Genomic DNA, 23,082 nt, shown 5'->3' with positions numbered 1-23,082 from the left:
TCTACTCGCCCATTTGTACTTCATGGGGATTGAGTTTAATCGTCACGGTCTGAAGCGACTCGGCGCCACACCACTCCAGCGCACAAACGCATGGCGGAAACTCGCGGTTTCGCTGAAGCCCAACGCTTCGGCGATGCGGTAGATCGGCAGCTGATCTTTGCAAAGCATTTGCTTGGCCTGCTCGAAGCGTAATTCGTCGAGCAACTCCTGATAACTGCACCCCAAGTCCTTGAGATGTCGGCGCAAGGTGCGCGCCGAGCAGTTCATCTGTAGCGCCAAACCGTCCAGCCCAGGCGCCGCATTCAATTGCGAACGGAGCAATTCTCGAATCCGCCCCAACCACGCCTGGCGCCCGGTGAATTCGGTGTTCTGCTTGCGACAGCGTTCGACCATGGCCTGATGGGTGATGACATCGGCCAGCGGCAAGGGTTGGTCGAGCCAGCGCTTGTCGAACGCAAAGGCGTTATCCCGCGCGCCGAAGTGCAATGGGCAGTTGAAGTGTTCGGCGTAGGTCGCCTGGTAGTCCGGCGCGGCATGTTCCAGACGCGCTGCGAGTAAGGGCAGCGGGTGCCCGAGCAGGTCATCGCAGATGACTTTCAACGACACCAGACAGAACTCGGCGTTGAACACGGCCAGCGCCGGGTTCTCCCGGTAATCGGCGGCCACGAACCAGATGCGCTCGCCGTCGTCCTCAAGGCTCAACTCGAAAAGTGTTCCCAACAGCGCCGGATAACGCATCGCCAGCCGCAAAGCGTCACCGAAGGTGGCACAGGTGAGCAGTGCATAACCGAGCATGCCGTAGGACGAAACGTGCATCCGCCGCCCCAGTTCCAGGCCGATATCACGCTTGAGCGCAACCGCGTTGGCGCAGACCTGCATCTCCTGATTGGTGGTAATGCGCGTGTCCGCCCGGCTCAGATCCGCCGCGCTGATGCCACTTCCCGCCAACAGCGCTTCGCTCGACAAGCCTTCGGCCTTGAAGGTGTTGAGCACCAGGGAGACGGCGTTGAGGGTGGTGAGGTGGGAGTGGAGCATGGCGGCGTCCGGGTTTTGGATATATCTGAATGAGGCAAGTTGTGTGCCGGGTTGGGTTGATGTGCCAATCCGGTTCAGTAACTTCGGGTAAGAGTGTAGAAGCTTGCGGGGTATGGGGTGTAAATGAAGTTTATGGCTCCCGCCTATTTAACTTAGAGCGTTTTAATGGGTGTGTCTACTGTCAGAAATGTCAGGTTTTTAGTAAGTTTGCTGCCATCTGTCGGTTAGTTTTCTAAATAAAGAAAAGTTTGAGTTTCACGGTGTTTTTGTTTGACCTGTCTCTTGTCAAGGACTAGCGTTGAAGTGAGCATTAAGCGGTTTGATGTCTTTTTATAATGGATAGAGGGTGATTATATGGATCGGCAGGAACTAAAAGAAACTCTGAGAAAGTCGTCGCGCAAGGCAGGCTTGACAGGAGAACTAAAAGTTTCAAAGGATGAAAAACCGATTACCATTCTGCCTCCAGATTGGTTCGAACATGGTCCTGGTGGACTTGCTATGGCTTTTGGTGAACGCGCATCTTCTGGTGCGCTTGAAAATGGGATTGCATTCGTGATTAGCAGGAATGACTTTGGGAAGGAAATTACATTCCCTAATGGGGGTTCTTTTTCCTCATTGGAACTGATTTATAACAATGAATATTATGGAGTGAAAAGCGGGAAGTTAACAGTCTATTACGATGAGGCTCAAAAACAAGCTAATGGAATTTTTGAAGTGGAAATGGAACCTGGGTCCCCAATTGCCACATTAACCAAAGGAACTTTTCTTGCCCGTGAAGCCTGAGTAGGTTATGAAAGCCCTCTCTTTTAGGGAGGGCATCTATTAGTAACGGATTAGGCAAGATTGTTATCTTTATAAACGCCCGTGCTTAACTCCCCGCAGAGGTCAAGTTCCACTAACTGTCGAACCTGAATATTGTCAAGGCTCGCACCCAACAGCGCATGCAGTTTGCCAAACGCCGCTTCACGCGTCATCCCGCCACCGGACAACACGCCAACACCACGCAACCGGCTACCGGCCTCGTACACATCCAGCTCAACACCACCTTCATGGCACTGCGTAACCGCCACCACCACAACACCCTTGCCCCGCGCCCGTTCCAGGCTGGCGAGAAACTCAGGGTTGTCACTCGGCCCGGTGCCGCTGCCGTAGCACTCGAGGACCAAGCCTTGGATGCCGCTGTTCAGCACGCCATCCAGTTGCTCGGCGCCGATGCCGGGGAACAACGGCAACACCGCGACTTTCGCCAGTTGCTTACTCTGGTTGTAATTCAATTGAGCTGGCAGCGAAGTGGCCTTCACACCACCGCCCTGACGCTCCAGCCGCTTGAATGGATGACGGCCGAAGCTGCGGACTTTCGCGCAACGGGTCGGGTCCAGCAGTTCACCGTGGAAGTACAGATGAACGCCCGGCGCCAAGCCATGGCCCAACGCAACCAGCGCACCGCTGAGATTTTCCCAGGCATCGCTGTCGGTCACGCCGGCCGGCAGCATGGAACCGGTGAACACCACGCGGGCCTGCAGGCCGAGCAGTTGAAAGCTCATGGCTGCCGCGCTGTAGGCGAGGGTGTCGGTGCCGTGCAGAATCAGCACGCTGTCGCAGCCCTGAACATCAACGGCGTCGACCACCGCTTCACGCAGTTGCTGCCAGTACGCCGGGCTCATGTTGGCGCTGTCGATCAGCGGCGACATTTCGCGAAAGCGCCACTGTGGCACCACCAAGTCAGGTTGGCTGTGCAGGTATTCGCGCATCCGCGCTTCGAAACCGGACGCCGGGGCCAGGCCGTGAGCACTGGCTTGCATACCGATGGTCCCGCCGGTGTAGAGCACCATGACGTGCTGGGCGGCAGGAAAGGAATTGGGAACCATGGGAAAGTCTCCGCAAGAGATGACATGTGGGAGCGAGCCTGCTCGAGATGGCGGTCAATCATTCAACATTGATGTCGACTGGTTCACCGTCATCGCGAGCAGGCTCGCTCCTACAAGTTGTGCACTTTAACTGACGGGCGCAGGGGATGCGCCCGTCATTCACCCATCAGCGTTGCGCTGCGGGTACGCCTTGCGGCTCAGCTTCGGCCTTGGGGGCGGCGGCTGGCGGATTGGCTGGCCAGGCTTTCAGGTCCAGGTCCAGATCCGGGAACTTGCTCGAATCGAACACCGGGGTCTTGATCCCGGCAGCACGCTGGTCATCGTAGTCACGCAGGATGCGCATGCCGACCTTGAACAGCAGGAATAGCGCGATCAGGTTCACGAACGCAAGCAGGGTCATGGTGATGTCGGCGAACGCGAACACCGTACCCAGGTTTTCGATCGCACCCCAGAAGATCAGCACCAGCACCAGCGCGCGGTAGCCGATCAGCGCCTTGCGGTTTTCACCGATCAGGAAGCGCAGGTTGCTCTCGCCCAGGTAGTAGTTGTAGAGGATCGAGGTGAACACGAACAACGACAGGGCCACGGAGATGAAACTGCGGCCCCAGTCACCGACCACGGCGGCCAGGGAGTTCTGGGTCAGGGCAATGCCGTCGCCTTCGAAGCCCGGGGTGTAGAAGCCCGAGAGCAGGATCAGCAACGCGGTGCAGGTGCAGATCACGAAGGTGTCGAGGAACACGCTGAACGCCTGAACCACGCCCTGTGCCACCGGGTGCTCGACCGAGGCGACTGCGGCCACGTTCGGCGCACTGCCCAGGCCCGCTTCGTTGGCGAACACGCCACGCTTCACGCCCATGACGATGGCGCTGCCGATAAGGCCGCCGAAGGCTTGATCCAGACCGAAAGCGCTTTTGACGATGGTCATCAGCATGGCTGGAACGTGGTCGAATTGCAGCACGATCACGTAGATGGTCACGCCGATGTACACCAGGGTTTTGACCGGCACCAGAAGGTCAGCGACCTTGGCGATGCGCTTGATCCCGCCGATGAACACCATACCCAGCAACACCGCCAGGGCCAGGCCCGTGTAGGTGGTGTCGAGGCCGAACGCGTTGTTCAACGAGTGAGTCACGGCGTGGGCTTGCAGGCCGTTGAAGGCGAAGCCGAAGGTCACCAGCAGCAGGAACGCCATGACCATACCCAACCAGCGCTTCTGCAGGCCGTGCTGGATGTAGTAGGACGGGCCGCCACGGTAGGTGCCGTCGGCATCCGTACGTTTATAGAGCTGACCAAGGGAGCATTCGAAGAAGCTGCTGGACATGCCGACCAGCGCGGTCACCCACATCCAGAACACCGCACCCGGGCCACCCAGGGTCACGGCGATACCGACACCGGCAATGTTACCCGCGCCGACACGGCCGGCGAGGCTGAGCATCAACGCCTGGAACGAACTGAGTTGCCCGGCGCTGCTTTTCAGGCTGTCGCGGAACACCGCGAACATGTGGAAAAAGTGGCGCAATTGAACGAAACGCGAGCGGATCGTGAAGTAGCTACCGAGCCCGACAATGAGCACGATCAGTACTTTCCCTGAGAGGAAGTCGTTAATGACTTCGAGCATGGATTATTCCTCGCTGTTTTTTGTGTAGGCAAATACTGGGCAGGTAGAAACATCGCGTTACACCGGTGTGCACGTGGCACAACAGTGAGGCGAGTGTTCGTCCCGGGCCCATATCGCAGGTTTGTTATTAGTTCGGGTTTCGCATGGGTTTGGGCCTCGTTACCGACGACCGCCCACGCGAAGAGGGGCGGCACTATACCTAGGAGAGTGCCGTCCGTCTGCACAGTTGTGGTGCATTCGGTGAAACGAAGCCTTTGAAACACCCGGCGTTGATGGCGTCGGGCTCTTGTGGGAGCGAGCCTGCTCGCGATGCAGGCACCGCGGTTTTTCAGGTAGACCGCGTTATCGTTTATCGCGAGCAGGCTCGCTCCCACAGGGTCGGTGTTGTCGCTAAATGAGTTAAAAAAAAGGGCCTGGGGATAAATCCCCAGGCCCTCAAAAGGTGAGAGGTGTCTAGTCCCTCGACCTGGTGAGCGGTGCTACAAGTAACGCGTCGGATCAGGCTTTAAGCGGAACCAGACGCGGAGCAATCATGTTTTCCGGGCGCAGGATGTCGGCGAGCATTTCGTCGTCGAGCAAGCCTTCTTCGCGCACCAGCTCCAGCACGCCGCGGCCGCTTTCCAGCGCGATACGAGCGATGCGGGTGGCGTTTTCATAGCCGATGTACGGGTTCAGCGCGGTGACCAGGCCGATCGAGTGCTCGACCAGTTCACGGCAGCGCTCTTCGTTGGCGGTGATGCCGACGATGCAGTGCTCGCGCAGCATGTCCATGGCGCGTTGCAGCAGGCGGATCGAGTCGAAAATCTTGAACGCGATCAGCGGCTCCATCACGTTCAGTTGCAACTGGCCGCCTTCGGCCGCGATGGTCAGGGCCAGGTCGTTGCCGATGATCTGGAACGCCACCTGGTTAACCGCTTCCGGGATTACCGGGTTGACCTTGCCGGGCATGATCGAGCTGCCTGGCTGACGCGCCGGCAGGTTGATTTCGTTGATGCCGGTGCGTGGGCCGCTGGACAGCAGGCGCAGGTCGTTGCAGATCTTCGACAGCTTGACCGCGGTGCGCTTGAGCATGCCGGAGAACAATACGAAGGCGCCCATGTCGGACGTGGCTTCGATCAGGTCGGCGGCTGGAACCAGCGGTTGACCGCTGATCAGTGCCAGACGTTGAACGGCCAGGAGCTGATAGCGCGGGTCGGCGTTGATGCCGGTGCCGATCGCGGTGCCGCCGAGGTTCACTTCGGTCAGCAGTTCAGGTGCCAGTGTTTTCAGGCGCGCCAGGTCTTCGCTCAGGGTGGTAGCGAAGGCACGGAATTCTTGACCCAGGGTCATCGGCACGGCGTCTTGCAGCTGGGTACGGCCCATCTTCAATACGTGGCTGAACTCGACACCTTTGGCGGCGAACGACTGGATCAGGCTGTCGAGGCTGGCCAGCAGCGCATCGTGACCCAGCAGCAGACCCAGACGGATCGCGGTCGGGTAGGCGTCGTTGGTCGACTGCGCCATGTTCACGTCGTTGTTCGGGTGCAGGTATTGGTATTCGCCTTTCTGGTGACCCATGGCCTCCAGCGCGATGTTGGCGATGACTTCGTTGGCATTCATGTTGGTCGAAGTGCCAGCGCCGCCCTGAATCATGTCCACCACGAATTCTTCGTGGAAATCGCCGCGGATCAAACGTGCACAGGCTTCGCTGATGGCAGCGTGCTTGGCTTCGCTCAGGTGACCCAGCTCGCGGTTGGCGTCAGCGGCGGCCTGTTTGACCATCGCCAGACCGACAACCAGCTTCGGGTAATGCGAAATCGGAACGCCGGAGAGACGGAAGTTGTTCACCGCTCGCAGGGTCTGGATGCCGTAATACGCTTGAGCAGGTACTTCGAGTACGCCAAGCAGGTCTTTTTCTGTGCGGAAAGATGCAGCGGAGGACATGATAGAAATCATCTCGATATGGACCCGGTCTGTGCCGGAACACTGCAAATGCTAGGCTTGTGGAGAATTTTCGGCCAATGCTGTTAAACACTGGCCTATGCACATTCGGCATAATGCCCATGTGACGCCGTGTGTGCGGCGAGCGTGTGACCTAAATTGGTGCGTGTCCGGGAGGACGTGATGAATCTGGAAAGTAAATGGCTCGAGGACTTCAGCGCCTTGGCCGCCACCCGCAGCTTCTCCCAGGCTGCGGAACGACGTTTCGTAACCCAGCCCGCGTTCAGTCGCCGAATCCGCAGCCTGGAAGCGGCGCTGGGGTTGCAACTGGTCAATCGCTCGCGCACGCCGATCGAGCTGACGGCGGCAGGGCAGTTGTTCCTGGTAACCGCGCGGACCGTGGTCGAACAGCTCGGCGAAGTGCTGCGCCACCTTCATCATCTGGAAGGCGGGCAGGGCGAAGTGATGCAGGTTGCCGCCGCTCACTCGCTGGCGTTGGGTTTCTTTCCGCGCTGGATCGCGCAGTTGCGTAACGAAGGCCTGAACATTGCCACGCGGTTGGTGGCGACTAACGTCGGCGACGCGGTGCATGCGCTGCGTGAAGGCGGCTGCGACTTGATGCTGGCGTTCTATGACCCGGACGCGGCCTTGCAGATGGACCCGGAAATCTTCCCGTCGCTGCACCTCGGCCACACCGAGATGCTGCCGGTGTGCGCGGCGGATGCCGATGGCAAGCCGTTGTTCGACCTGGAGGGCGAAGGCAGCGTGCCTCTGCTCGCGTACAGCGCCGGTGCGTTTCTCGGGCGTTCGGTGAACATGTTGCTGCGCCAGCGTGCGCTGCGATTCACCACCATCTATGAAACTGCCATGGCCGACAGCCTGAAAAGCATGGCGCTGGAGGGATTGGGGATTGCCTGGGTGCCGCAACTCAGCGTTCGCGCCGAACTGGCGCGCGGTGAACTGGTGGTCTGCGGCGGCCCGCAATGGCATGTACCGCTGGAGATTCGCCTGTATCGCTGCGCGCTGGTGCGCAAGGCGAATGTGCGGTTGTTGTGGCGCAAGCTCGAAGGCGGAGCGGCCCAGACACCCACCGGACTGTAGGAGCCGGCTTGCTGGCGATCCAGTCGATGCGGTCCGTCTGATACACCGCGTTGACTGGATCGCCAGCAAGCCGGCTCCTACAGGGGATTGGTGGTGTATTTGCTTGACCTTCAAGTCAATAAAACCGGGACTTTACGCCGTATGACAGATGGTCGTTTCAGGGGCTGTTTATCTGCTTCATTGAGGTATACTGCGCGGCCTTCGGCCGGTTCGACTGGCCATAATTCGTACAATCAAGCCACGCATTTGCGTGGCTTGTTGTTTTTTGACGCGCCTGCGGGCGCCCAGAGAGAAGAGGCACGACGATGAGTGCACTGGTTGGCGTGATCATGGGCTCCAAGTCCGATTGGTCCACCCTTAGCCACACCGCCGATATGCTGGAAAAGCTCGGCATCCCTTACGAGGTGAAAGTGGTCTCTGCCCACCGCACCCCGGACCTGCTGTTCCAGTACGCCGAAGAGGCCGAGGCGCGTGGCATCGAGGTGATCATCGCCGGTGCCGGTGGCGCGGCCCACCTGCCTGGCATGTGCGCGGCCAAGACCCACCTGCCAGTACTGGGCGTTCCGGTGCAGTCGTCGATGCTCTCGGGCGTCGATTCGCTGCTCTCGATCGTGCAGATGCCAGCGGGCATCCCGGTAGCCACCCTGGCCATCGGCAAGGCCGGCGCGATCAACGCCGCCTTGTTGTCGGCGAGTATCCTCGGCGCCAAGCACCCGCAGTTCCACGCGGTGCTGAAAAAATTCCGCGCTGAGCAGACAGACAGCGTCCTGGAAAATCCAGACCCACGCATCGCCTGAGGTTGTTGACGATGAAGATCGGTGTAATCGGTGGCGGCCAGTTGGGTCGCATGTTGGCGTTGGCGGGCACTCCGCTGGGCATGAACTTCGCTTTCCTGGACCCGGCACCGGATGCTTGCGCAGCCGCGTTGGGCGAACACCTGCGGGCTGATTATGGCGATCAGGATCACCTGCGTCAGCTCGCCGATGAAGTCGATCTGGTGACCTTCGAGTTCGAAAGCGTCCCGGCCGAAACCGTGGCGTTCCTGTCGCAATTCGTCCCGGTCTACCCGAGCGCCGAGGCCCTGCGCATCGCCCGTGATCGCTGGTTCGAGAAGAGCATGTTCAAGGACTTGGGGATTCCAACCCCGGCGTTCGCCGACATTCAATCGCAAGCCGATCTGGATGCTGCTGTCGCTTCGATCGGTCTGCCTGCCGTGCTGAAAACCCGCACCCTGGGTTACGACGGCAAGGGCCAGAAAGTCCTGCGCAAACCGGAAGATGTGGTTGGCACGTTCGCCGAGCTGGGTAGCGTGGCCTGCCTGCTGGAAGGCTTCGTGCCGTTCACCGGTGAAGTTTCGCTGATCGCCGTGCGTGCTCGTGACGGTGAAACGAAGTTCTATCCGCTGGTTCACAACACCCACGACAGCGGCATCCTCAAGCTGTCCGTGGCCAGCACCGATCACCCGCTGCAAGCACTGGCCGAAGACTATTCCAGCCGCGTGCTTAAACAGTTGGAATACGTCGGCGTGATGGCGTTCGAGTTCTTCGAAGTCGACGGTGGCCTCAAGGCCAACGAAATCGCCCCGCGCGTACACAATTCCGGGCACTGGACCACTGAAGGTGCCGAGTGCAGCCAGTTCGAAAACCACCTGCGGGCCGTTGCTGGCCTGCCGCTGGGGTCGACGGCCAAGGTCGGCGAGAGCGCGATGCTCAACTTCATCGGTAAAGTGCCGGAGACCGACAAAGTCCTGGCCATCGCCGATTGCCATCTGCACCACTATGGCAAGGCGTTCAAGGTCGGCCGCAAGGTCGGTCACGCCAACCTGCGTTGTGCCGACAAGGCCACGCTGGAGCAGCAGATCCTCAAGGTCGAAGCGCTCATCGCCGAATAAACAGTTTCATGTGGCAGCGGCGGAACCATTCGGTTGCCGCCGTTCTCTGATGGCAGGATGCCAAAGTCTGACTAGGCTTTGGGCATTGCCATTCAATCAGAGGGAAATGCCATGGGAATTATCGGAACCATCTTTATCGGCTTGATCGTCGGCCTGCTGGCTCGGTTCCTGAAACCGGGCGATGACAGCATGGGCTGGATCATGACCATCCTGCTCGGTATCGGCGGTTCGCTGGCGGCCACTTACGGCGGTCAGGCTCTGGGCATCTATCGCGCGGGCGAAGGTGCAGGCTTCATCGGTGCGCTGGTTGGCGCGGTGGTGTTGCTGGTGATCTACGGCTTGATCAGAAAGAACTGATTCAAGCGACAAAGTCCTCTCTGCGGCGCACGCGGGGAGGGCTAGAATGCTCGGCGTTACACGTCCTTTCCTTACCGAGCACCTCCATGCGCCGTCTTTTATTGACTCTCTTCCTGTTGGCCAGTGGTTTGGCCCATGCCGGCGAACTGCCGGAAACCGACTGGCTCGAACTGATGCCCAAGTCGGACCAGAAGGCCCTTGAGGCCATGCCCGAAATCGACCACAACTCCCCTGAAGGCGATGGCACCTTTACCGAAAAAGGTGGCATGAAGCAGAGCAAGGGCTTGCCGGCGGTGATGTATTCGACCAAAACCGTGCCGTCGATGAACGACAAGAACATCCGCATCGGTGGTTATCCGGTGCCGCTGGAGTCCGACGCCAAGGGCCGCAGTACGCTGTTCTTCCTCGTGCCGTACCCGGGCGCCTGCATCCACGTGCCGCCACCGCCACCGAATCAGCTGGTGCTGGTGCGTTATCCGAAAGGCTTGAAGCTGGACGATATCTACACGCCGCTGTGGGTGACCGGCACGCTGAAGATCGAGAAGGTCAACAATGACCTGGCCGATGCGGCGTATGCGCTGGATGCGGCGAAAGTGCGGGTAGTGCAGGAGTCCGATCTCTAACAGGCACTCGAAATAACTGTGGGAGCCAGCCTGCTGGCGATAGCGGTGGGTCAGATACTTTCAAGTTGACTGACACGACGCCATCGCCAGCAGGCTGGCTCCCACATTTCGTATTGCGGTATGGTTTAGAGCGGTTTTGCGCCGACGCTGACACCCAAGGTATGACTCGCACCCGGCGCCAATGTCACCACATCGTCCATCACATTCGCCGTTTCGATGCACAGCATCCGCTGCCAGCCATCGTCCGCCATGTCACTGAACGCCGCCGCGCGATCAATCCAAGGATTCCAGATCACTGCCGAGCGTGAACCGCTGCTGGTCAGCTCGATGCGCCGTTCCCATGCCGGGTCGACAATGCTCAGCTTCTGCGGAGGATTGAGGTAGATGCGATCAGTCTCGCCGGTAAAACGCAGTTCACCGGTCTGAGTCCTGGTTTTCCAGTCATCCAGGGTTTCGATGTAGCTCAAGCCATCCAGCCCTTCGACATGCACATTGCGCACATCACTGACCGCGAAATAGCTGTGCAGCGCCTGGCTGATGGTGACTTTGTCAGTGCCGCGATTGTGGCTGGTCAGGTTAATGTGCAGTTGCTCATCCAGACGAATGCTCAGCTTCAAATCCACCTGATGCGGCCAGCCAGGGAAGCCGCCTTCAGGGTAGGGCAGGATGAATTCCACCTTCAGGCTCTCGCCCTCGGCTTCGATACCGCCCAGCTCCCAATCCATCGCCCGGACAAAACCGTGGGCGGATGGCGGTTCGGTGCTCACGCGCATCGCCTGGACGCTTTGCGGGTTGCGCGAAAAGTTGCCGAACCACGGCCAGCACACCGGCACACCGGCGCGAATGCTCTTGCCGGTCTTGAACACAGCCTCGTCGTTAAGCCAGATCAGCGGCGGTTGGCCGGCCAATTGATAACTGAGGATGTGCGCGCCTTGCTGGGCTACCAGCAGGTCGGCCTGGCCGTGGCGGATGCGCCAGCAGTTCAGTTCATCCAGTTTCACGGCTTCAACGTTGGGCGTGCTCATGGGGTAACTCTCGATCAGGAACAATGACTGCAATGGACCGCAGAAAGGTCGCGGTGTTTAACGCGCGCGCGGAGGAACCGAACGGGTACGGCCGCTGCCATCAATCGCGACAAACACAAACACGGCCTCAGTCACTTTACGCCACTCGCTGGACAGCGGATCGTCGCTCCAGACTTCGACCATCATCTGAATCGAGCTGCGGCCGATTTCCAGCGCCTGGGTATAGAAGGAGAGCTGAGCGCCCACCGCTACCGGGACCAGGAACGCCATGCGATCAATCGCGACGGTCGCCACGCGTCCGCCAGCGACTTTGCTGGCCATTGCGGTGCCGGCCAAATCCATCTGTGCCACCAGCCAGCCGCCGAAGATATCGCCGAAGCCGTTGGTTTCACGCGGAAGCGCGGTGATTTGCAGGGCCAGATCGCCTTGCGGGATTGGATCTTCTTGTTCGAGCTCTATCATGCCGGGGGTGCCTCTGACCCGTGACTCATCGTAGGTGTAGCGGGGTGAATAGCCGTCTCAAGGAAAAACGATTCAGCCCGAACATACTATGTCCGTCACGTTTTTCGTAAGGCGCCTAAAGGGAAGCTCTGCGAAAGCGACTGAGCCAAGCAATTACCTTGCCCGACAGCCAGCGCGTTTTCGCACAGCAACCCCTTACAAATGCTGCAACGCAGCGAGTATATCGATCGGTAGACTCCGAGACGACCGTCCGGTTCTCATTTTGACCGTCAAATACGCACCTCCATGTGCTTTTTCGAACAATTTGCTATCGTGCCGGTCCTGCCCAAGCCCCCGCCAGCGTTGTTGGGGTTGCAGATCCGCCTATAAAGAGAAGCCCTTGCCATGACCACAGCGCCCTCTAGCATCGCGCAGCCGACCCAGCCCGCACGTCCGTTGACCCGCAATGACTACAAGACTTTATCGCTGTCTGCCCTGGGCGGTGCGCTGGAGTTTTACGACTTCATCATCTTTGTGTTCTTCGCCACGGTGGTGGGCAAACTGTTCTTCCCGGCGGACATGCCCGAGTGGCTGCGCCTGATGCAGACGTTCGGCATCTTCGCCGCCGGCTACCTCGCTCGCCCGCTGGGCGGCATTGTCATGGCGCACTTCGGTGATCTGCTGGGCCGCAAGAAGATGTTCACCTTGAGCATTTTCATGATGGCGGTACCGACCCTGATCATGGGCTTGCTGCCGACCTATGCGCAGATCGGCATGTGGGCGCCGATCCTGTTGCTGCTGATGCGGGTGATCCAGGGCGCGGCAATCGGGGGTGAAGTGCCGGGCGCGTGGGTATTCGTTTCCGAACACGTCCCTGCGCGTCATATCGGTTATGCCTGCGGCACTCTGACGAGCGGTCTGACGGCCGGCATCCTCCTGGGTTCATTGGTCGCCACCGCGATCAACAGCATTTATACCCCGGTAGAAGTGTCCGATTACGCCTGGCGGATCCCGTTCCTGCTGGGCGGTGTGTTCGGATTGTTCTCGGTCTACCTGCGCCGCTGGTTGCACGAGACCCCGGTGTTTGCCGAACTGCAACTGCGCAAAGCCCTGGCCGAGGAAGTGCCGCTGCGTGCGGTGCTGCGTGACCATCGCGGGGCGATCCTGATTTCGATGCTGCTGACCTGGTTGCTGTCCGCCGCCATTGTGGTGTTGATCCTGATGACGCCGACCGTGCTGCAGACGGTGTACCACTTCTCGCCGACCACGGCGCTGCAAGCCAATAGCCTGGCGATCGTGTTCCTGAGCTTTGGCTGCATCATTGCTGGCGCACTGTCGGACCGGTTCGGCGCAGGGCGGGTCTTCGTGTTCGGCTGTGCGGCGCTGTTGCTCAGCTCCTGGACTTTCTACCACAGCCTGGCCGCGCATCCCGACTGGCTGTTCCCGCTGTATGCCTTGACTGGCCTGCTGGTCGGCACCATCGGCGCCGTGCCCTACGTGATGGTCAAGGCTTTCCCGCCCGTGGTGCGCTTCAGTGGCCTGTCGTTTTCCTACAACGTCGCCTACGCCATCTTTGGCGGCCTGACGCCGATGATCGTCAGCCTGTTGCTCAAGGAAAGCCCGATGGGGCCGTCGTATTATGTGGCGGTTCTTTGCGGTGTCGGGATTCTGGTGGGTGCTTATCTTTGGAAGAAGGGGCGCTGATCCCGAAATTGTCTGTAGCTGTACCGGCCCCAATCGCCAGCAGGCTAGCTCCCACATTGGACTGTATTTCAATGTGGGAGCTAGCCTGCTGGCGATTGGGGAGCATGAATCATCCTGCAAAAGATCGAATGCTGGCCTTTCATCCAATTGTCATATTTCAGCCATAGAGTGTTCACACGGCCTGCTAATACTTGGCCCCGACTTAACACACCCTATCTGCTAGGAGTAAGGCATGAAACTGAAGCGTTTGATGGCGGCAATGACTTTTGTCGCTGCTGGCGTTGCGACTGCCAACGCGGTTGCCGCTGTTGACCCTGCTATCCCGAGCTACACCAAGACCACTGGTGTGTCGGGCAACCTGTCCAGCGTCGGCTCCGATACTCTGGCCAACCTCATGACCCTGTGGGCTGAGAACTACAAAAAAGAATACCCGAACGTAAACATCCAGATTCAGGCCGCCGGTTCCTCGACCGCGCCACCTGCACTGACTGAAGGCACCGCTAACCTGGGCCCGATGAGCCGCAAGATGAAGGACAACGAGCTGCAGGCCTTCGAAACCAAATATGGCTACAAGCCAACCGCAATCCCGGTTGCTGTGGATGCCCTGGCAGTGTTCGTGCACAAGGACAACCCGATCCAGCACATGACCATGGAACAGGTCGATGCGATCTTCTCGTCCACTCGTCTGTGCGGCGCTAAAACCGACGTGAAAACCTGGGGTGATCTGGGTGTGACCGGCGACCTGGCGAACAAGCCGGTTCAACTGTTCGGTCGTAACTCGGTATCGGGCACCTATGGCTACTTCAAAGAAGAAGCCTTGTGCAAAGGTGACTACAAGCCAAACGTCAACGAGCAACCAGGTTCGGCTTCGGTCGTGCAGTCGATCAGCTCCTCGCTGAACGGCGTTGGTTACTCGGGTATCGGCTACAAGACCGCTAGCGTGAAAACGGTAGCTCTGGCCAAGAAAGGCAGCACCGAGTTCATCGAGGACACCGAAGAAAACGCCCTGAACGGCAAGTACCCGCTGTCGCGCTTCCTCTACGTTTACGTCAACAAAGCCCCGAACAAGCCTCTGGCCCCGCTGGAAGCTGAGTTCGTGAAGCTGATTCTGTCCAAACAGGGTCAGGAAGTTGTAGTGAAAGACGGCTACATCCCACTGCCGGCCAAGGTTGCTGCAAAAGCACTGGCTGACTTGGGTCTGCAGGAAGGCGGCAGCGTAGCAAAAAAGTAAAACCCTAGGCCCGGGGCACGCCCCGGACCTGTAGGAGCCGGCTTGCTGGCGATCCTGTCGACTAGGTCTGACAGGTCACCGCGGTGATGCCATCGCCAGCAAGCCGGCTCCTACACCCCCAAATTTCCGGTCCACTGCCAGTTCCCGCTGGCGGCGGATTTGTTGCGTCACTGCATTGTCATCTTTCTGTCATACAGGATCGCTAGGGTGTGCGCATGAATGATCTGGCCAATTCCACCATGACTACTAATCCTCCCAAGCGAATTGATTTCAATACGCCTGAGCTGCAACGCAAGCGCCGCATCCGCGCGCTCAAAGATCGCCTGACCCGCTGGTACGTCCTCGTGGGCGGCCTTGCCGTTCTCGGCGCGATCACGCTGATCTTCTTCTTCCTCGCCTACGTTGTCTTTCCTCTGTTCCAGGGTGCCGACCTGACGACCAAGGACACCATCACGCCGGCCTGGATGCAAGACGCCGGCAAGCCGCTGATGATCTCCCTGGAAGAACAGAACCAGGTCGCCATGCGCGTTTCCGACAAGGGCCAGGCGCTGTTCTTCGACATCGACAGTGGCGCCGAACTCAAGCGCGTCGATCTGCCGGTTCCGGCGGGTGCCAGCGTCACGTCCATCGGCGAAGACCAGCCCGGCCATCCGCTGGTAGCGGTGGGTTTCTCCAACGGCCAGGCCTTGGTGTTCCGTCACACGTATAAAGTCAGCTACCCGGACGGCAAGAAAACCATCTCGCCAGCCATTGAATACCCGTACGGCGAAACGCCGGTTGCGCTGAACGAGACGGGTGGCGCGCTGGAGCACGTCAGCCTCAACGCCACCGACACCACCCTGATGCTGGTCGGTTCCACCGGTTCACAACTCAATGTCCTGTCGCTGACCAGCGAAGAAAACATGATGACCGGCGAAATCACCAACGAGCAGAAGCGCATCGATCTGCCTCAGATGACCGAGCCTGTGAAGAACATCTTCGTCGACCCGCGTCAGCAATGGCTGTACGTGATCAACGGTCGTGCTCAGGCCGACGTGTTCAGCCTGCGCGACAAGAGCCTCAACGGTCGCTACAAACTGCTTGAAAACGGCGATGCCGAAATCACTGCCAGTACTCAATTGGTGGGCGGCATCTCGCTGATCCTCGGCGACTCCAAAGGTGGCCTGGCCCAGTGGTTCATGGCCCGCGACCCGGATGGCGAGCAGCGTCTGAAGCAGATCCGCACCTTCCAGATGGGCACTACGCCAATCGTTGAAATCACCGCCGAAGAACGTCGCAAAGGTTTTATCGCCCTTGATGCGTCCGGCAAGCTCGGTGTGTTCCACAGTACAGCGCACCGTACCTTGCTGGTGGATCAGGTTGTGGAAGGCCAAGGCCTTTTCGGCCTGTCGCCACGGGCCAACCGAATCATCGTGGAACAGGGCGGCAAGCTGCAACCGCTGCTTCTCGACAACCCGCACCCGGAGGTCTCCTGGAGCGCGTTATGGAGCAAGGTCTGGTACGAGAACTACGACGAGCCTAAATACGTCTGGCAATCGACCGCCGCCAACACCGACTTCGAGCCCAAACTGAGTCTGTCGCCGTTGACGTTCGGCACCCTGAAAGCCGCGTTCTACGCCATGCTGCTGGCTGCACCACTGGCCGTCGCTGCTGCAATCTACACCGCGTATTTCATGGCCCCGAGCCTGCGCCGCAAGGTCAAACCGGTGATCGAGCTGATGGAAGCGATGCCGACGGTGATCCTCGGTTTCTTCGCCGGCCTGTTCCTCGCGCCGTATGTCGAAGGGCATTTGCCGGGCATCTTCAGCCTGCTGATGCTCTTGCCGATTGGCATCCTGGTGGCCGGTTTCGTCTTCAGTCGCCTGCCTGAGTCGATTCGCCTGAAAGTGCCGGACGGCTGGGAAAGCGCGATCCTGATCCCGGTGATCCTGTTTGTGGGCTGGCTCTCGCTGTACATGAGCCCGTACATGGAAGCCTGGTTCTTCGGCGGCGACATGCGCATGTGGATCTCCCACGACCTGGGCATCACCTACGACCAGCGCAACGCACTGGTAGTCGGTCTGGCCATGGGTTTTGCGGTCATCCCGAACATCTACTCCATCGCCGAAGACGCCGTGTTCAGCGTACCTCGTGGCCTGACCCTCGGTTCTCTGGCCCTCGGCGCCACGCCGTGGCAGACCATGACCCGCGTGGTGATCCTCACCGCCAGCCCGGGCATCTTCTCGGCATTGATGATCGGCATGGGCCGTGCGGTCGGTGAAACGATGATCGTGCTGATGGCCACCGGTAACACTCCGGTCATGGAAATGAACCTGTTCGAAGGTCTGCGAACGCTGGCCGCCAACGTCGCGGTGGAAATGCCCGAATCGGAAGTCGGCGGCAGCCACTACCGCGTGCTGTTCCTCTCGGCGCTGGTGCTGCTGTTGTTCACCTTCGTCATGAACACCCTCGCGGAACTGATTCGTCAGCGTCTGCGCAAGAAATACTCGTCGCTTTAAGAAAGGTAGAAGTCTGTGAAACAGAACTCCCTGAATGGATGGTTCAAGAGCGGCGCCCCAGGCGTCTGGATCAGCGGTGGCGCGGTGTCCATCGCGGTCATCATGACCATTGGCTTGCTGGCGGTGATTGCCGTGCGCGGTCTGGGTCACTTCTGGCCGGCGGATTTGATTCACGCCAGCTACGACGTGCCGGGCCAGGCCAATCACCTGGTCATCGGCGAAATCGTGCAGAAAGAAGAAGTGCCGCGCGAGCGCCTGAAAAGTGCCGGTCTGCCAGTGCCCGACGTGGGCCCGGAGTTCATGACCCGGGAGCTGATCAAGGTCGGCAACCGTGACTTGAACGGCAACGACTTCACCTGGATCGTCGGCGAGTGGCTGACCAACCAGAAGACGCCGCCGGAGCTGATGGCCATCGAGCGCCGCGAGTGGGGCAATTTCTACGGCTACCTGGTCAACGTCAAACAGGAAGGCAAGGTTATTGCTGAAGGCGAAGCCGCGTGGCCTGAGTTGCAGGCTCGCGTTGCCCGCGTCAACGAGCTCGCTGCACAGCTCAAGACCCTGGAAAAAGTCGACATCGGCGCGATCAACGCCGGCCTCGAACGCATCCGCTTGCACGGTCGCAAGCTGGAACTGGCCGGCACCCTCGACGCCGCCGCACAAGCGGACATGGAATCCGAGCGCGCCGAACTGAACGCACGTTATCAGGACATCGAAGCACGTCTTGCCGATCTGCACGCCCAGTTCAACCGCGACAGCCTGACGGCCCGCGATGCCAACGGCAAAGAAGTCGTCATCGACATCGGCAAAGTGGTTCACGCTTATCAGCCGAACGCCATGGGCACGATGACCAAGATCGGTTTCTACTTCAGCAAGGTTTGGGAGTTCCTCAGCGACGACCCGCGTGAAGCGAACACCGAAGGCGGGATCTTCCCGGCGATTTTTGGCACCGTGATGATGACCCTGATCATGGCGATGATCGTGACCCCGTTCGGTGTACTGGCAGCGGTTTACCTGCGTGAATACGCCAAGCAGAACGCGTTGACCCGGATTATCCGCATCGCGGTGAACAACCTGGCGGGCGTTCCGGCCATCGTTTACGGCGTGTTCGGTCTGGGCTTCTTCGTCTATGTACTCGGCGGCTCGGTTGACCGGTTGTTCTTCCCTGAAGCGTTGCCGGCGCCGACCTTCGGTACGCCGGGCCTGCTCTGGGCGTCCTTGACTCTGGCGCTGCTGGCGGTGCCGGTGGTGATTGTGGCCACCGAAGAAGGCCTGGCGCGGATTCCCCGCACCGTACGTGAAGGCTCGTTGGCCCTCGGTGCGACCAAGGCTGAAACCTTGTGGAAGATCGTGCTGCCGATGGCCAGCCCGGCCATGATGACCGGCATGATCCTCGCCGTGGCACGCGCCGCCGGTGAAGTGGCGCCGCTGATGCTGGTGGGTGTGGTGAAACTGGCGCCGTCGCTGCCACTGGATGGCAACTACCCGTACCTTCACCTGGACCAGAAGATCATGCACTTGGGCTTCCACATCTATGACGTCGGCTTCCAGAGCCCGAACGTCGAAGCTGCGCGGCCGCTGGTGTACGCCACGGCGCTGCTGCTGGTGCTGGTGATCGCGACATTGAACCTGTCGGCCGTTTATATCCGTAACCACCTGCGCGAAAAATACAAAGCGCTGGATAGCTAACCAACACCGAACTGTAGGAGCCGGCTTGCTGGCGAAGGCATCACCGCGGTGAGCCTGCGGGACCGAGTTGTCTGCATCGCCAGCAAGCCGGCTCCTACAAAGAATTGCGTAACCGCAGGCCTGGCCTGCGGCCCCGAACCGAATTTGTCAGCACAGGGAGCCTCCCATGCAGCACGAAGCACATACCCACGGCATCAACATGTCTGCGCTGGGTCGTGACAAGCAGAGCCTGAGTCTTGAACAGGAAACCGTGGCCATCGAAGTGCCGGGCCTGAATCTGTTCTATGGCGACAAACAAGCGCTGTACGACGTCAACCTGAACATCCCGAAACAGCGCGTGACTGCCTTCATCGGCCCGTCCGGCTGCGGCAAGTCCACCCTGCTGCGGACCTTCAACCGCATGAACGACCTGGTCGACGGCTGCCGCGTAGAAGGTGAAATCAACCTGTACGGCAACAACATCTATCGCAAGGGCGAAGACGTGGCTGAACTGCGTCGTCGCGTCGGCATGGTGTTCCAGAAGCCGAACCCGTTCCCGAAAACCATCTACGAAAACGTGGTATACGGCCTGCGCATCCAGGGCATCAACAAAAAACGCATCCTCGACGAAGCCGTCGAGTGGGCGTTGAAAGGCGCGGCGCTGTGGGACGAAGTCAAAGACCGTCTGCATGAATCGGCTCTCGGCCTGTCCGGTGGTCAGCAGCAACGTCTGGTGATCGCTCGCACCATCGCCGTAGAGCCGGAAGTGCTGCTGCTCGACGAACCGTGCTCGGCACTCGACCCGATCTCGACGTTGAAAGTCGAAGAGCTGATCTACGAATTGAAATCGAAGTTCACCATCGTCATCGTGACCCACAACATGCAACAGGCCGCGCGGGTTTCCGACTACACGGCATTCATGTACATGGGCAAACTGGTGGAATTCGGCGACACCGACACCCTGTTCACCAATCCGGCTAAGAAGCAGACCGAGGACTACATCACCGGTCGTTACGGCTAGGAAGCTGTTGTTGCTCACTGAACTGACGCTGCGGTCCACCGCACCTTACCGGACGCTCCAAGGACGCCAACATGATTAGTAAAGAAGGCCTTACCCATCACATCTCCGCGCAGTTCAACGCTGAGCTGGAGGAAGTTCGCAGCCACCTCCTGGCCATGGGCGGTCTGGTGGAAAAGCAGGTTAATGACGCGGTGACCGCGCTGATCGAGGCCGACTCCGGCCTGGCGCAGCAGGTTCGCGAGATCGACGACCAGATCAACCAGATGGAACGCAACATCGACGAAGAATGCCTGCGCATTCTGGCCCGCCGTCAGCCGGCAGCGTCGGACTTGCGTCTGATCATCAGCATCTCCAAATCGGTGATCGACCTGGAGCGTATCGGTGACGAAGCGACCAAGATCGCCCGTCGCGCCATTCAGTTGTGCGAAGAAGGCGAGGCCCCGCGCGGTTACGTCGAGGTCCGCCACATCGGTGACCAGGTGCGCAACATGGTCCGTGACGCCCTGGACGCCTTTGCCCGTTTCGACGCCGACCTGGCGTTGTCGGTGGCCCAGTACGACAAGATCATCGACCGCGAATACAAGACCGCACTGCGCGAGCTCGCGACCTACATGATGGAAGACCCGCGCTCTATTTCGCGGGTGTTGAGCATCATCTGGGTGCTGCGTTCGCTGGAACGCATCGGCGACCACGCGCGCAACATTTCGGAGCTGGTGATTTATCTGGTGCGCGGCACCGACGTCCGTCACCTGGGCCTCAAGCGCATGAAAGAAGAAGTTGAAGGCACAAGTGGCGAAACCGCTAATGTTCCGGGCAAAGCTGACGATAAGTAAGACTGCCCAAGAAAAACGCCCGGTCCTTTGGCCGGGCGTTTTTTTGTGTGGTTTTCGACTTCAAAAGCAGCACCCGCGAACGAAAAGTCCCGGCGTGACTGAAGGTTTTTGGCAATGTGCCATCAGCAAAACGGTATGCTTGCCGGGATTTTTTCGAGGGGTGGTGGATGAGCAAGATCAGTGTGTTGGTGGTGGACGATGCGGCGTTCATTCGTGACCTGGTAAAGAAGTGCCTGCGTAACTACTTCCCGGGTATCCGGACAGAAGATGCCATCAACGGCAAAAAGGCTCAGGCCATGCTGGCCAGGGAAGCGTTCGACCTGGTGCTGTGTGACTGGGAAATGCCGGAAATGTCTGGCCTGGAATTGCTGACCTGGTGCCGCGAGCAGGACAACCTCAAGACCATGCCCTTCGTGATGGTGACCAGCCGTGGCGATAAAGAGAACGTGGTCCAGGCGATTCAGGCCGGCGTTTCCGGCTACGTCAGCAAGCCCTTCACCAACGAACAACTGCTAACCAAGGTCAAGCAGGCGCTGAACAAGGTCGGCAAGCTCGACGCCTTGATGAACGGTGCACCGACCAAAATGAATTCGGCCTTCGGCAACGATTCCCTGAGCGCATTGACCGGTGGCAAGGCTGCCGTGGTCGCCGCTCCGGCACCGGCGGCTGCACCTTCACGCGGTTTGCTCAATAGCCCACCGGTCAAGGCACCCGCCGCTGCTTCCGCACCGGCCAGCGGTCGGGGTCAAGGTCAGCTGCGTTTGCCGAGCGGCATTCAGCAATGCGTGATCAAAGCCTTGAGCATCAAGGAAGCGCTGCTGGTGGTGAAGCGCACCGACACGCTGCCACAAATCCTCGACAGCGCCGTGCTCGACCTGGAGCAGGGCGACAACGCTGAAGTCGCCCGCCTCAATGGCTACCTGCATGCCATCGTCGCGTTTGAACCGAAACCCGACAGCGACTGGCTGCAACTGACCTTCCGCTTTGTGGATCAGGATGCGCAGAAGCTCGACTACATCTCCCGCCTGATTGCCCGTGGTACAGCGCAGAAGCATTTCGTTCCAGGCGCGTAATCTTCATCGCCTGACAGTCCGCTATCGCTAGCAGGCTAGCTCCCACAATTGGAATGCATTCCCCTGTGGGAGCTAGCCTGCTAGCGATGGGGCCCTCGAATTCACCACACATCCGCTGAACAGCCCATTTTGAAACATCTGCCGACTACCCGGGTCCATTGCAGCTGCTAGGCTCCTCCCCAGGCCTTACTCGACAGATTCTTGCCCATGCTCGCGCGCCTGCTGTTTTTCTGTGGTCTTTTCATGGCCTCCACCTCGGCTGTGGCCATGACGATCTACAAATCCAAAGACGCCAATGGCGTGGTCTCCTACAGCGACCGCCCCACGAAAGGCTCCCAGGTGTTCGTTTTTCGAGATCGCATGGTCGAGCACCTTGAGCGCCAGGTGTACTTGGAGATCAAGAAGCAGAAAGGCGTGGACAACGTGTACGTGCGCAATGACCTGTATGCGCCGGTCGAGATCGAGCTGAGTTTTGCAGGATTGCAGAATGTCAGCGGCGCGCCGAGCCGGCCGATCCGCCGGGTGATGCCGGCGCGCAGCAACATTCGTCTGGCGCTGCTCACGGCGACGAAGCCAGGAAGGCCGCTGGCGTACACCCCAAGGTTCGAATATTCCCTGGGCGACCCTTCAGGGGCCGCCATGGCCTATCGGTATCCGTTGCCCTGGCGTGGTGGGCCGTTTCGCCTGAGTCAGGGCGCCAACGGTCAATACAGCCATTTCGGCGCCAAGAACCGTTACGCCATGGACATCGCCATGCCCGAAGGCACACCGATCATTGCGGCGCGTGGTGGGGTGGTGGTGAAAACCGAGAATGCCCAGACCGGGCGCGGCACAGATCCGTCGGGCAATTTCGTGCGGGTGCTGCACGATGACGGCACCATGGGCGTGTACCTGCACCTCAAGCAAGGTTCGGTCAGCGTTCGCGAGGGGCAACGGGTAGCAGTGGGGAGTGCGCTGGCACTGTCGGGCAATACCGGTAACAGCAGCGGGCCGCATTTGCACTTTGTGGTGCAGCGCAATACGGGGCTGGGGCTGGTGTCGATTCCTTACCAGTTCAATCAACAGGTGGGGAGTCTGCCGAACTTTGCGCTCGGCAAACAATGAAGGCTACGCAGATCACCTGTGGCGAGGGGATTTATCCCCGTTGGACGGCGAAGCCGTCCCAAAGCCTGTCAATA

The 23,082-nt window shown here is 59.5% G+C and carries 20 protein-coding genes; 14 read left to right on the top strand and 6 right to left on the bottom strand.

All coding sequences use genetic code 11. The features are described 5' to 3' along the window. Nucleotides 1-42 precede the first annotated feature (42 nt). Nucleotides 43-1,035 carry an AraC family transcriptional regulator gene (locus tag ACA070_RS30685; protein WP_497449504.1) on the bottom strand — a complete coding sequence of 331 codons (993 nt, stop codon included), beginning with the start codon at nt 1,033-1,035 and terminating at the stop codon, nt 43-45. Nucleotides 1,036-1,389: 354 nt separating this feature from the next. On the opposite strand from ACA070_RS30685, the gene ACA070_RS30680 reads away from it, so the two are divergent. Further along, entirely contained in the window at nt 1,390-1,818 is a 429-nt protein-coding gene (locus ACA070_RS30680; protein ID WP_497449503.1) for a hypothetical protein, read from the top strand. A gap of 50 nt (nt 1,819-1,868) precedes the next feature. On the opposite strand, the gene ACA070_RS30675 is transcribed toward ACA070_RS30680, so the two are convergent. The 3 genes from ACA070_RS30675 to aspA all read right to left on the bottom strand — a co-directional run bounded on the left by ACA070_RS30675 (nt 1,869) and on the right by aspA (nt 6,444). After that, nucleotides 1,869-2,903, bottom strand: coding sequence for an asparaginase (locus ACA070_RS30675; protein ID WP_497449502.1), 1,035 nt, complete (start codon nt 2,901-2,903; stop codon nt 1,869-1,871). 166 nt (nt 2,904-3,069) lie between these two features. Then, nucleotides 3,070-4,521, bottom strand: a complete 1,452-nt coding sequence (locus tag ACA070_RS30670; protein ID WP_462029293.1) for an alanine/glycine:cation symporter family protein — start codon at nt 4,519-4,521, stop codon at nt 3,070-3,072. 498 nt (nt 4,522-5,019) lie between these two features. Then, the gene (gene aspA, locus ACA070_RS30665; RefSeq protein ID WP_461956362.1) at nt 5,020-6,444 is read right to left on the bottom strand and encodes an aspartate ammonia-lyase; all 1,425 of its coding nucleotides are present in this window, start codon (nt 6,442-6,444) and stop codon (nt 5,020-5,022) included. Between the two features lie 180 nt (nt 6,445-6,624). On the opposite strand from aspA, the gene ACA070_RS30660 reads away from it, so the two are divergent. The 5 genes from ACA070_RS30660 to ACA070_RS30640 all read left to right on the top strand — a co-directional run bounded on the left by ACA070_RS30660 (nt 6,625) and on the right by ACA070_RS30640 (nt 10,413). Beyond that, complete coding sequence (locus tag ACA070_RS30660; protein ID WP_497449501.1) at nt 6,625-7,542, top strand: LysR substrate-binding domain-containing protein; 918 nt, start codon at nt 6,625-6,627, stop codon at nt 7,540-7,542. A 305-nt stretch (nt 7,543-7,847) separates the two neighbouring features. After that, complete coding sequence (gene purE, locus ACA070_RS30655; RefSeq protein ID WP_008150032.1) at nt 7,848-8,339, top strand: 5-(carboxyamino)imidazole ribonucleotide mutase; 492 nt, start codon at nt 7,848-7,850, stop codon at nt 8,337-8,339. A gap of 11 nt (nt 8,340-8,350) precedes the next feature. Then, the gene (locus tag ACA070_RS30650; protein ID WP_497449500.1) at nt 8,351-9,433 is read left to right on the top strand and encodes a 5-(carboxyamino)imidazole ribonucleotide synthase; all 1,083 of its coding nucleotides are present in this window, start codon (nt 8,351-8,353) and stop codon (nt 9,431-9,433) included. Nucleotides 9,434-9,544: 111 nt separating this feature from the next. After that, a complete protein-coding gene (locus ACA070_RS30645) occupies nt 9,545-9,790 on the top strand; it encodes a GlsB/YeaQ/YmgE family stress response membrane protein (protein WP_131058957.1) in 246 nt (81 codons plus the stop codon). 86 nt (nt 9,791-9,876) lie between these two features. Beyond that, on the top strand, nt 9,877-10,413 hold the full coding sequence (locus tag ACA070_RS30640; RefSeq protein ID WP_497449499.1) for a DUF3299 domain-containing protein: 537 nt from the start codon (nt 9,877-9,879) through the stop codon (nt 10,411-10,413). Between the two features lie 125 nt (nt 10,414-10,538). Here ACA070_RS30640 and ACA070_RS30635 read toward each other — a convergent pair whose 3' ends face one another. Both ACA070_RS30635 and ACA070_RS30630 read right to left on the bottom strand, forming a co-directional pair. Next, entirely contained in the window at nt 10,539-11,438 is a 900-nt protein-coding gene (locus ACA070_RS30635; RefSeq protein WP_497449498.1) for a D-hexose-6-phosphate mutarotase, read from the bottom strand. Between the two features lie 57 nt (nt 11,439-11,495). After that, complete coding sequence (locus ACA070_RS30630) at nt 11,496-11,900, bottom strand: acyl-CoA thioesterase (protein ID WP_007896491.1); 405 nt, start codon at nt 11,898-11,900, stop codon at nt 11,496-11,498. A gap of 384 nt (nt 11,901-12,284) precedes the next feature. Here ACA070_RS30630 and ACA070_RS30625 point away from each other — a divergent pair, with 384 nt between their 5' ends. The 8 genes from ACA070_RS30625 (at nt 12,285) to ACA070_RS30590 (ending at nt 23,008) form a co-directional block, all read left to right on the top strand. Next, nucleotides 12,285-13,583 (top strand): MFS transporter, encoded by a 1,299-nt coding sequence (locus ACA070_RS30625; RefSeq protein ID WP_497449497.1) that lies wholly within the window; start codon nt 12,285-12,287, stop codon nt 13,581-13,583. Between the two features lie 232 nt (nt 13,584-13,815). Continuing rightward, on the top strand, nt 13,816-14,814 hold the full coding sequence (locus ACA070_RS30620) for a phosphate ABC transporter substrate-binding protein PstS family protein (RefSeq protein ID WP_497449496.1): 999 nt from the start codon (nt 13,816-13,818) through the stop codon (nt 14,812-14,814). Nucleotides 14,815-15,029: 215 nt separating this feature from the next. After that, the gene (locus ACA070_RS30615) at nt 15,030-17,312 is read left to right on the top strand and encodes an ABC transporter permease subunit (protein WP_497449495.1); all 2,283 of its coding nucleotides are present in this window, start codon (nt 15,030-15,032) and stop codon (nt 17,310-17,312) included. Between the two features lie 15 nt (nt 17,313-17,327). After that, the gene (gene pstA, locus ACA070_RS30610; protein ID WP_497449494.1) at nt 17,328-18,998 is read left to right on the top strand and encodes a phosphate ABC transporter permease PstA; all 1,671 of its coding nucleotides are present in this window, start codon (nt 17,328-17,330) and stop codon (nt 18,996-18,998) included. 166 nt (nt 18,999-19,164) lie between these two features. Continuing rightward, nucleotides 19,165-19,998: a phosphate ABC transporter ATP-binding protein PstB gene (pstB, locus tag ACA070_RS30605; protein WP_461956351.1), complete on the top strand. Its 834-nt coding sequence runs from the start codon at nt 19,165-19,167 to the stop codon at nt 19,996-19,998. A 71-nt stretch (nt 19,999-20,069) separates the two neighbouring features. Next, entirely contained in the window at nt 20,070-20,831 is a 762-nt protein-coding gene (gene phoU / locus ACA070_RS30600; protein ID WP_008150055.1) for a phosphate signaling complex protein PhoU, read from the top strand. Between the two features lie 167 nt (nt 20,832-20,998). Continuing rightward, nucleotides 20,999-21,904 carry a response regulator gene (locus ACA070_RS30595; protein WP_497449493.1) on the top strand — a complete coding sequence of 302 codons (906 nt, stop codon included), beginning with the start codon at nt 20,999-21,001 and terminating at the stop codon, nt 21,902-21,904. Nucleotides 21,905-22,111: 207 nt separating this feature from the next. After that, a complete protein-coding gene (locus tag ACA070_RS30590; protein ID WP_497449492.1) occupies nt 22,112-23,008 on the top strand; it encodes a peptidoglycan DD-metalloendopeptidase family protein in 897 nt (298 codons plus the stop codon). Nucleotides 23,009-23,082: the final 74 nt, after the last annotated feature.

The sequence above is a fragment of the Pseudomonas sp. LBUM1678 genome (assembly GCF_059695575.1).
This window is presented reverse-complemented; position numbering and strand designations above follow the sequence as displayed.

Excerpts from the sequence above, each read along its gene's own strand:
- ACA070_RS30590 (WP_497449492.1), top strand. The coding sequence starts at position 22,112 with ATGCTCGCGCGCCTGCTGTTTTTCTGTGGTCTTTTCATGGCCTCCACC.
- ACA070_RS30615 (WP_497449495.1), top strand. The coding sequence starts at position 15,030 with ATGAATGATCTGGCCAATTCCACCATGACTACTAATCCTCCCAAGCGA.
- ACA070_RS30625 (WP_497449497.1), top strand. The coding sequence starts at position 12,285 with ATGACCACAGCGCCCTCTAGCATCGCGCAGCCGACCCAGCCCGCACGT.
- ACA070_RS30675 (WP_497449502.1), bottom strand. The coding sequence starts at position 2,903 with ATGGTTCCCAATTCCTTTCCTGCCGCCCAGCACGTCATGGTGCTCTAC.
- ACA070_RS30685 (WP_497449504.1), bottom strand. The coding sequence starts at position 1,035 with ATGCTCCACTCCCACCTCACCACCCTCAACGCCGTCTCCCTGGTGCTC.
- purE (WP_008150032.1), top strand. The coding sequence starts at position 7,848 with ATGAGTGCACTGGTTGGCGTGATCATGGGCTCCAAGTCCGATTGGTCC.
- aspA (WP_461956362.1), bottom strand. The coding sequence starts at position 6,444 with ATGTCCTCCGCTGCATCTTTCCGCACAGAAAAAGACCTGCTTGGCGTA.
- ACA070_RS30670 (WP_462029293.1), bottom strand. The coding sequence starts at position 4,521 with ATGCTCGAAGTCATTAACGACTTCCTCTCAGGGAAAGTACTGATCGTG.
- ACA070_RS30645 (WP_131058957.1), top strand. The coding sequence starts at position 9,545 with ATGGGAATTATCGGAACCATCTTTATCGGCTTGATCGTCGGCCTGCTG.
- ACA070_RS30660 (WP_497449501.1), top strand. The coding sequence starts at position 6,625 with ATGAATCTGGAAAGTAAATGGCTCGAGGACTTCAGCGCCTTGGCCGCC.
- pstB (WP_461956351.1), top strand. The coding sequence starts at position 19,165 with ATGCAGCACGAAGCACATACCCACGGCATCAACATGTCTGCGCTGGGT.
- ACA070_RS30620 (WP_497449496.1), top strand. The coding sequence starts at position 13,816 with ATGAAACTGAAGCGTTTGATGGCGGCAATGACTTTTGTCGCTGCTGGC.
- phoU (WP_008150055.1), top strand. The coding sequence starts at position 20,070 with ATGATTAGTAAAGAAGGCCTTACCCATCACATCTCCGCGCAGTTCAAC.
- ACA070_RS30640 (WP_497449499.1), top strand. The coding sequence starts at position 9,877 with ATGCGCCGTCTTTTATTGACTCTCTTCCTGTTGGCCAGTGGTTTGGCC.
- ACA070_RS30635 (WP_497449498.1), bottom strand. The coding sequence starts at position 11,438 with ATGAGCACGCCCAACGTTGAAGCCGTGAAACTGGATGAACTGAACTGC.
- ACA070_RS30595 (WP_497449493.1), top strand. The coding sequence starts at position 20,999 with ATGAGCAAGATCAGTGTGTTGGTGGTGGACGATGCGGCGTTCATTCGT.
- ACA070_RS30650 (WP_497449500.1), top strand. The coding sequence starts at position 8,351 with ATGAAGATCGGTGTAATCGGTGGCGGCCAGTTGGGTCGCATGTTGGCG.
- ACA070_RS30630 (WP_007896491.1), bottom strand. The coding sequence starts at position 11,900 with ATGATAGAGCTCGAACAAGAAGATCCAATCCCGCAAGGCGATCTGGCC.
- ACA070_RS30680 (WP_497449503.1), top strand. The coding sequence starts at position 1,390 with ATGGATCGGCAGGAACTAAAAGAAACTCTGAGAAAGTCGTCGCGCAAG.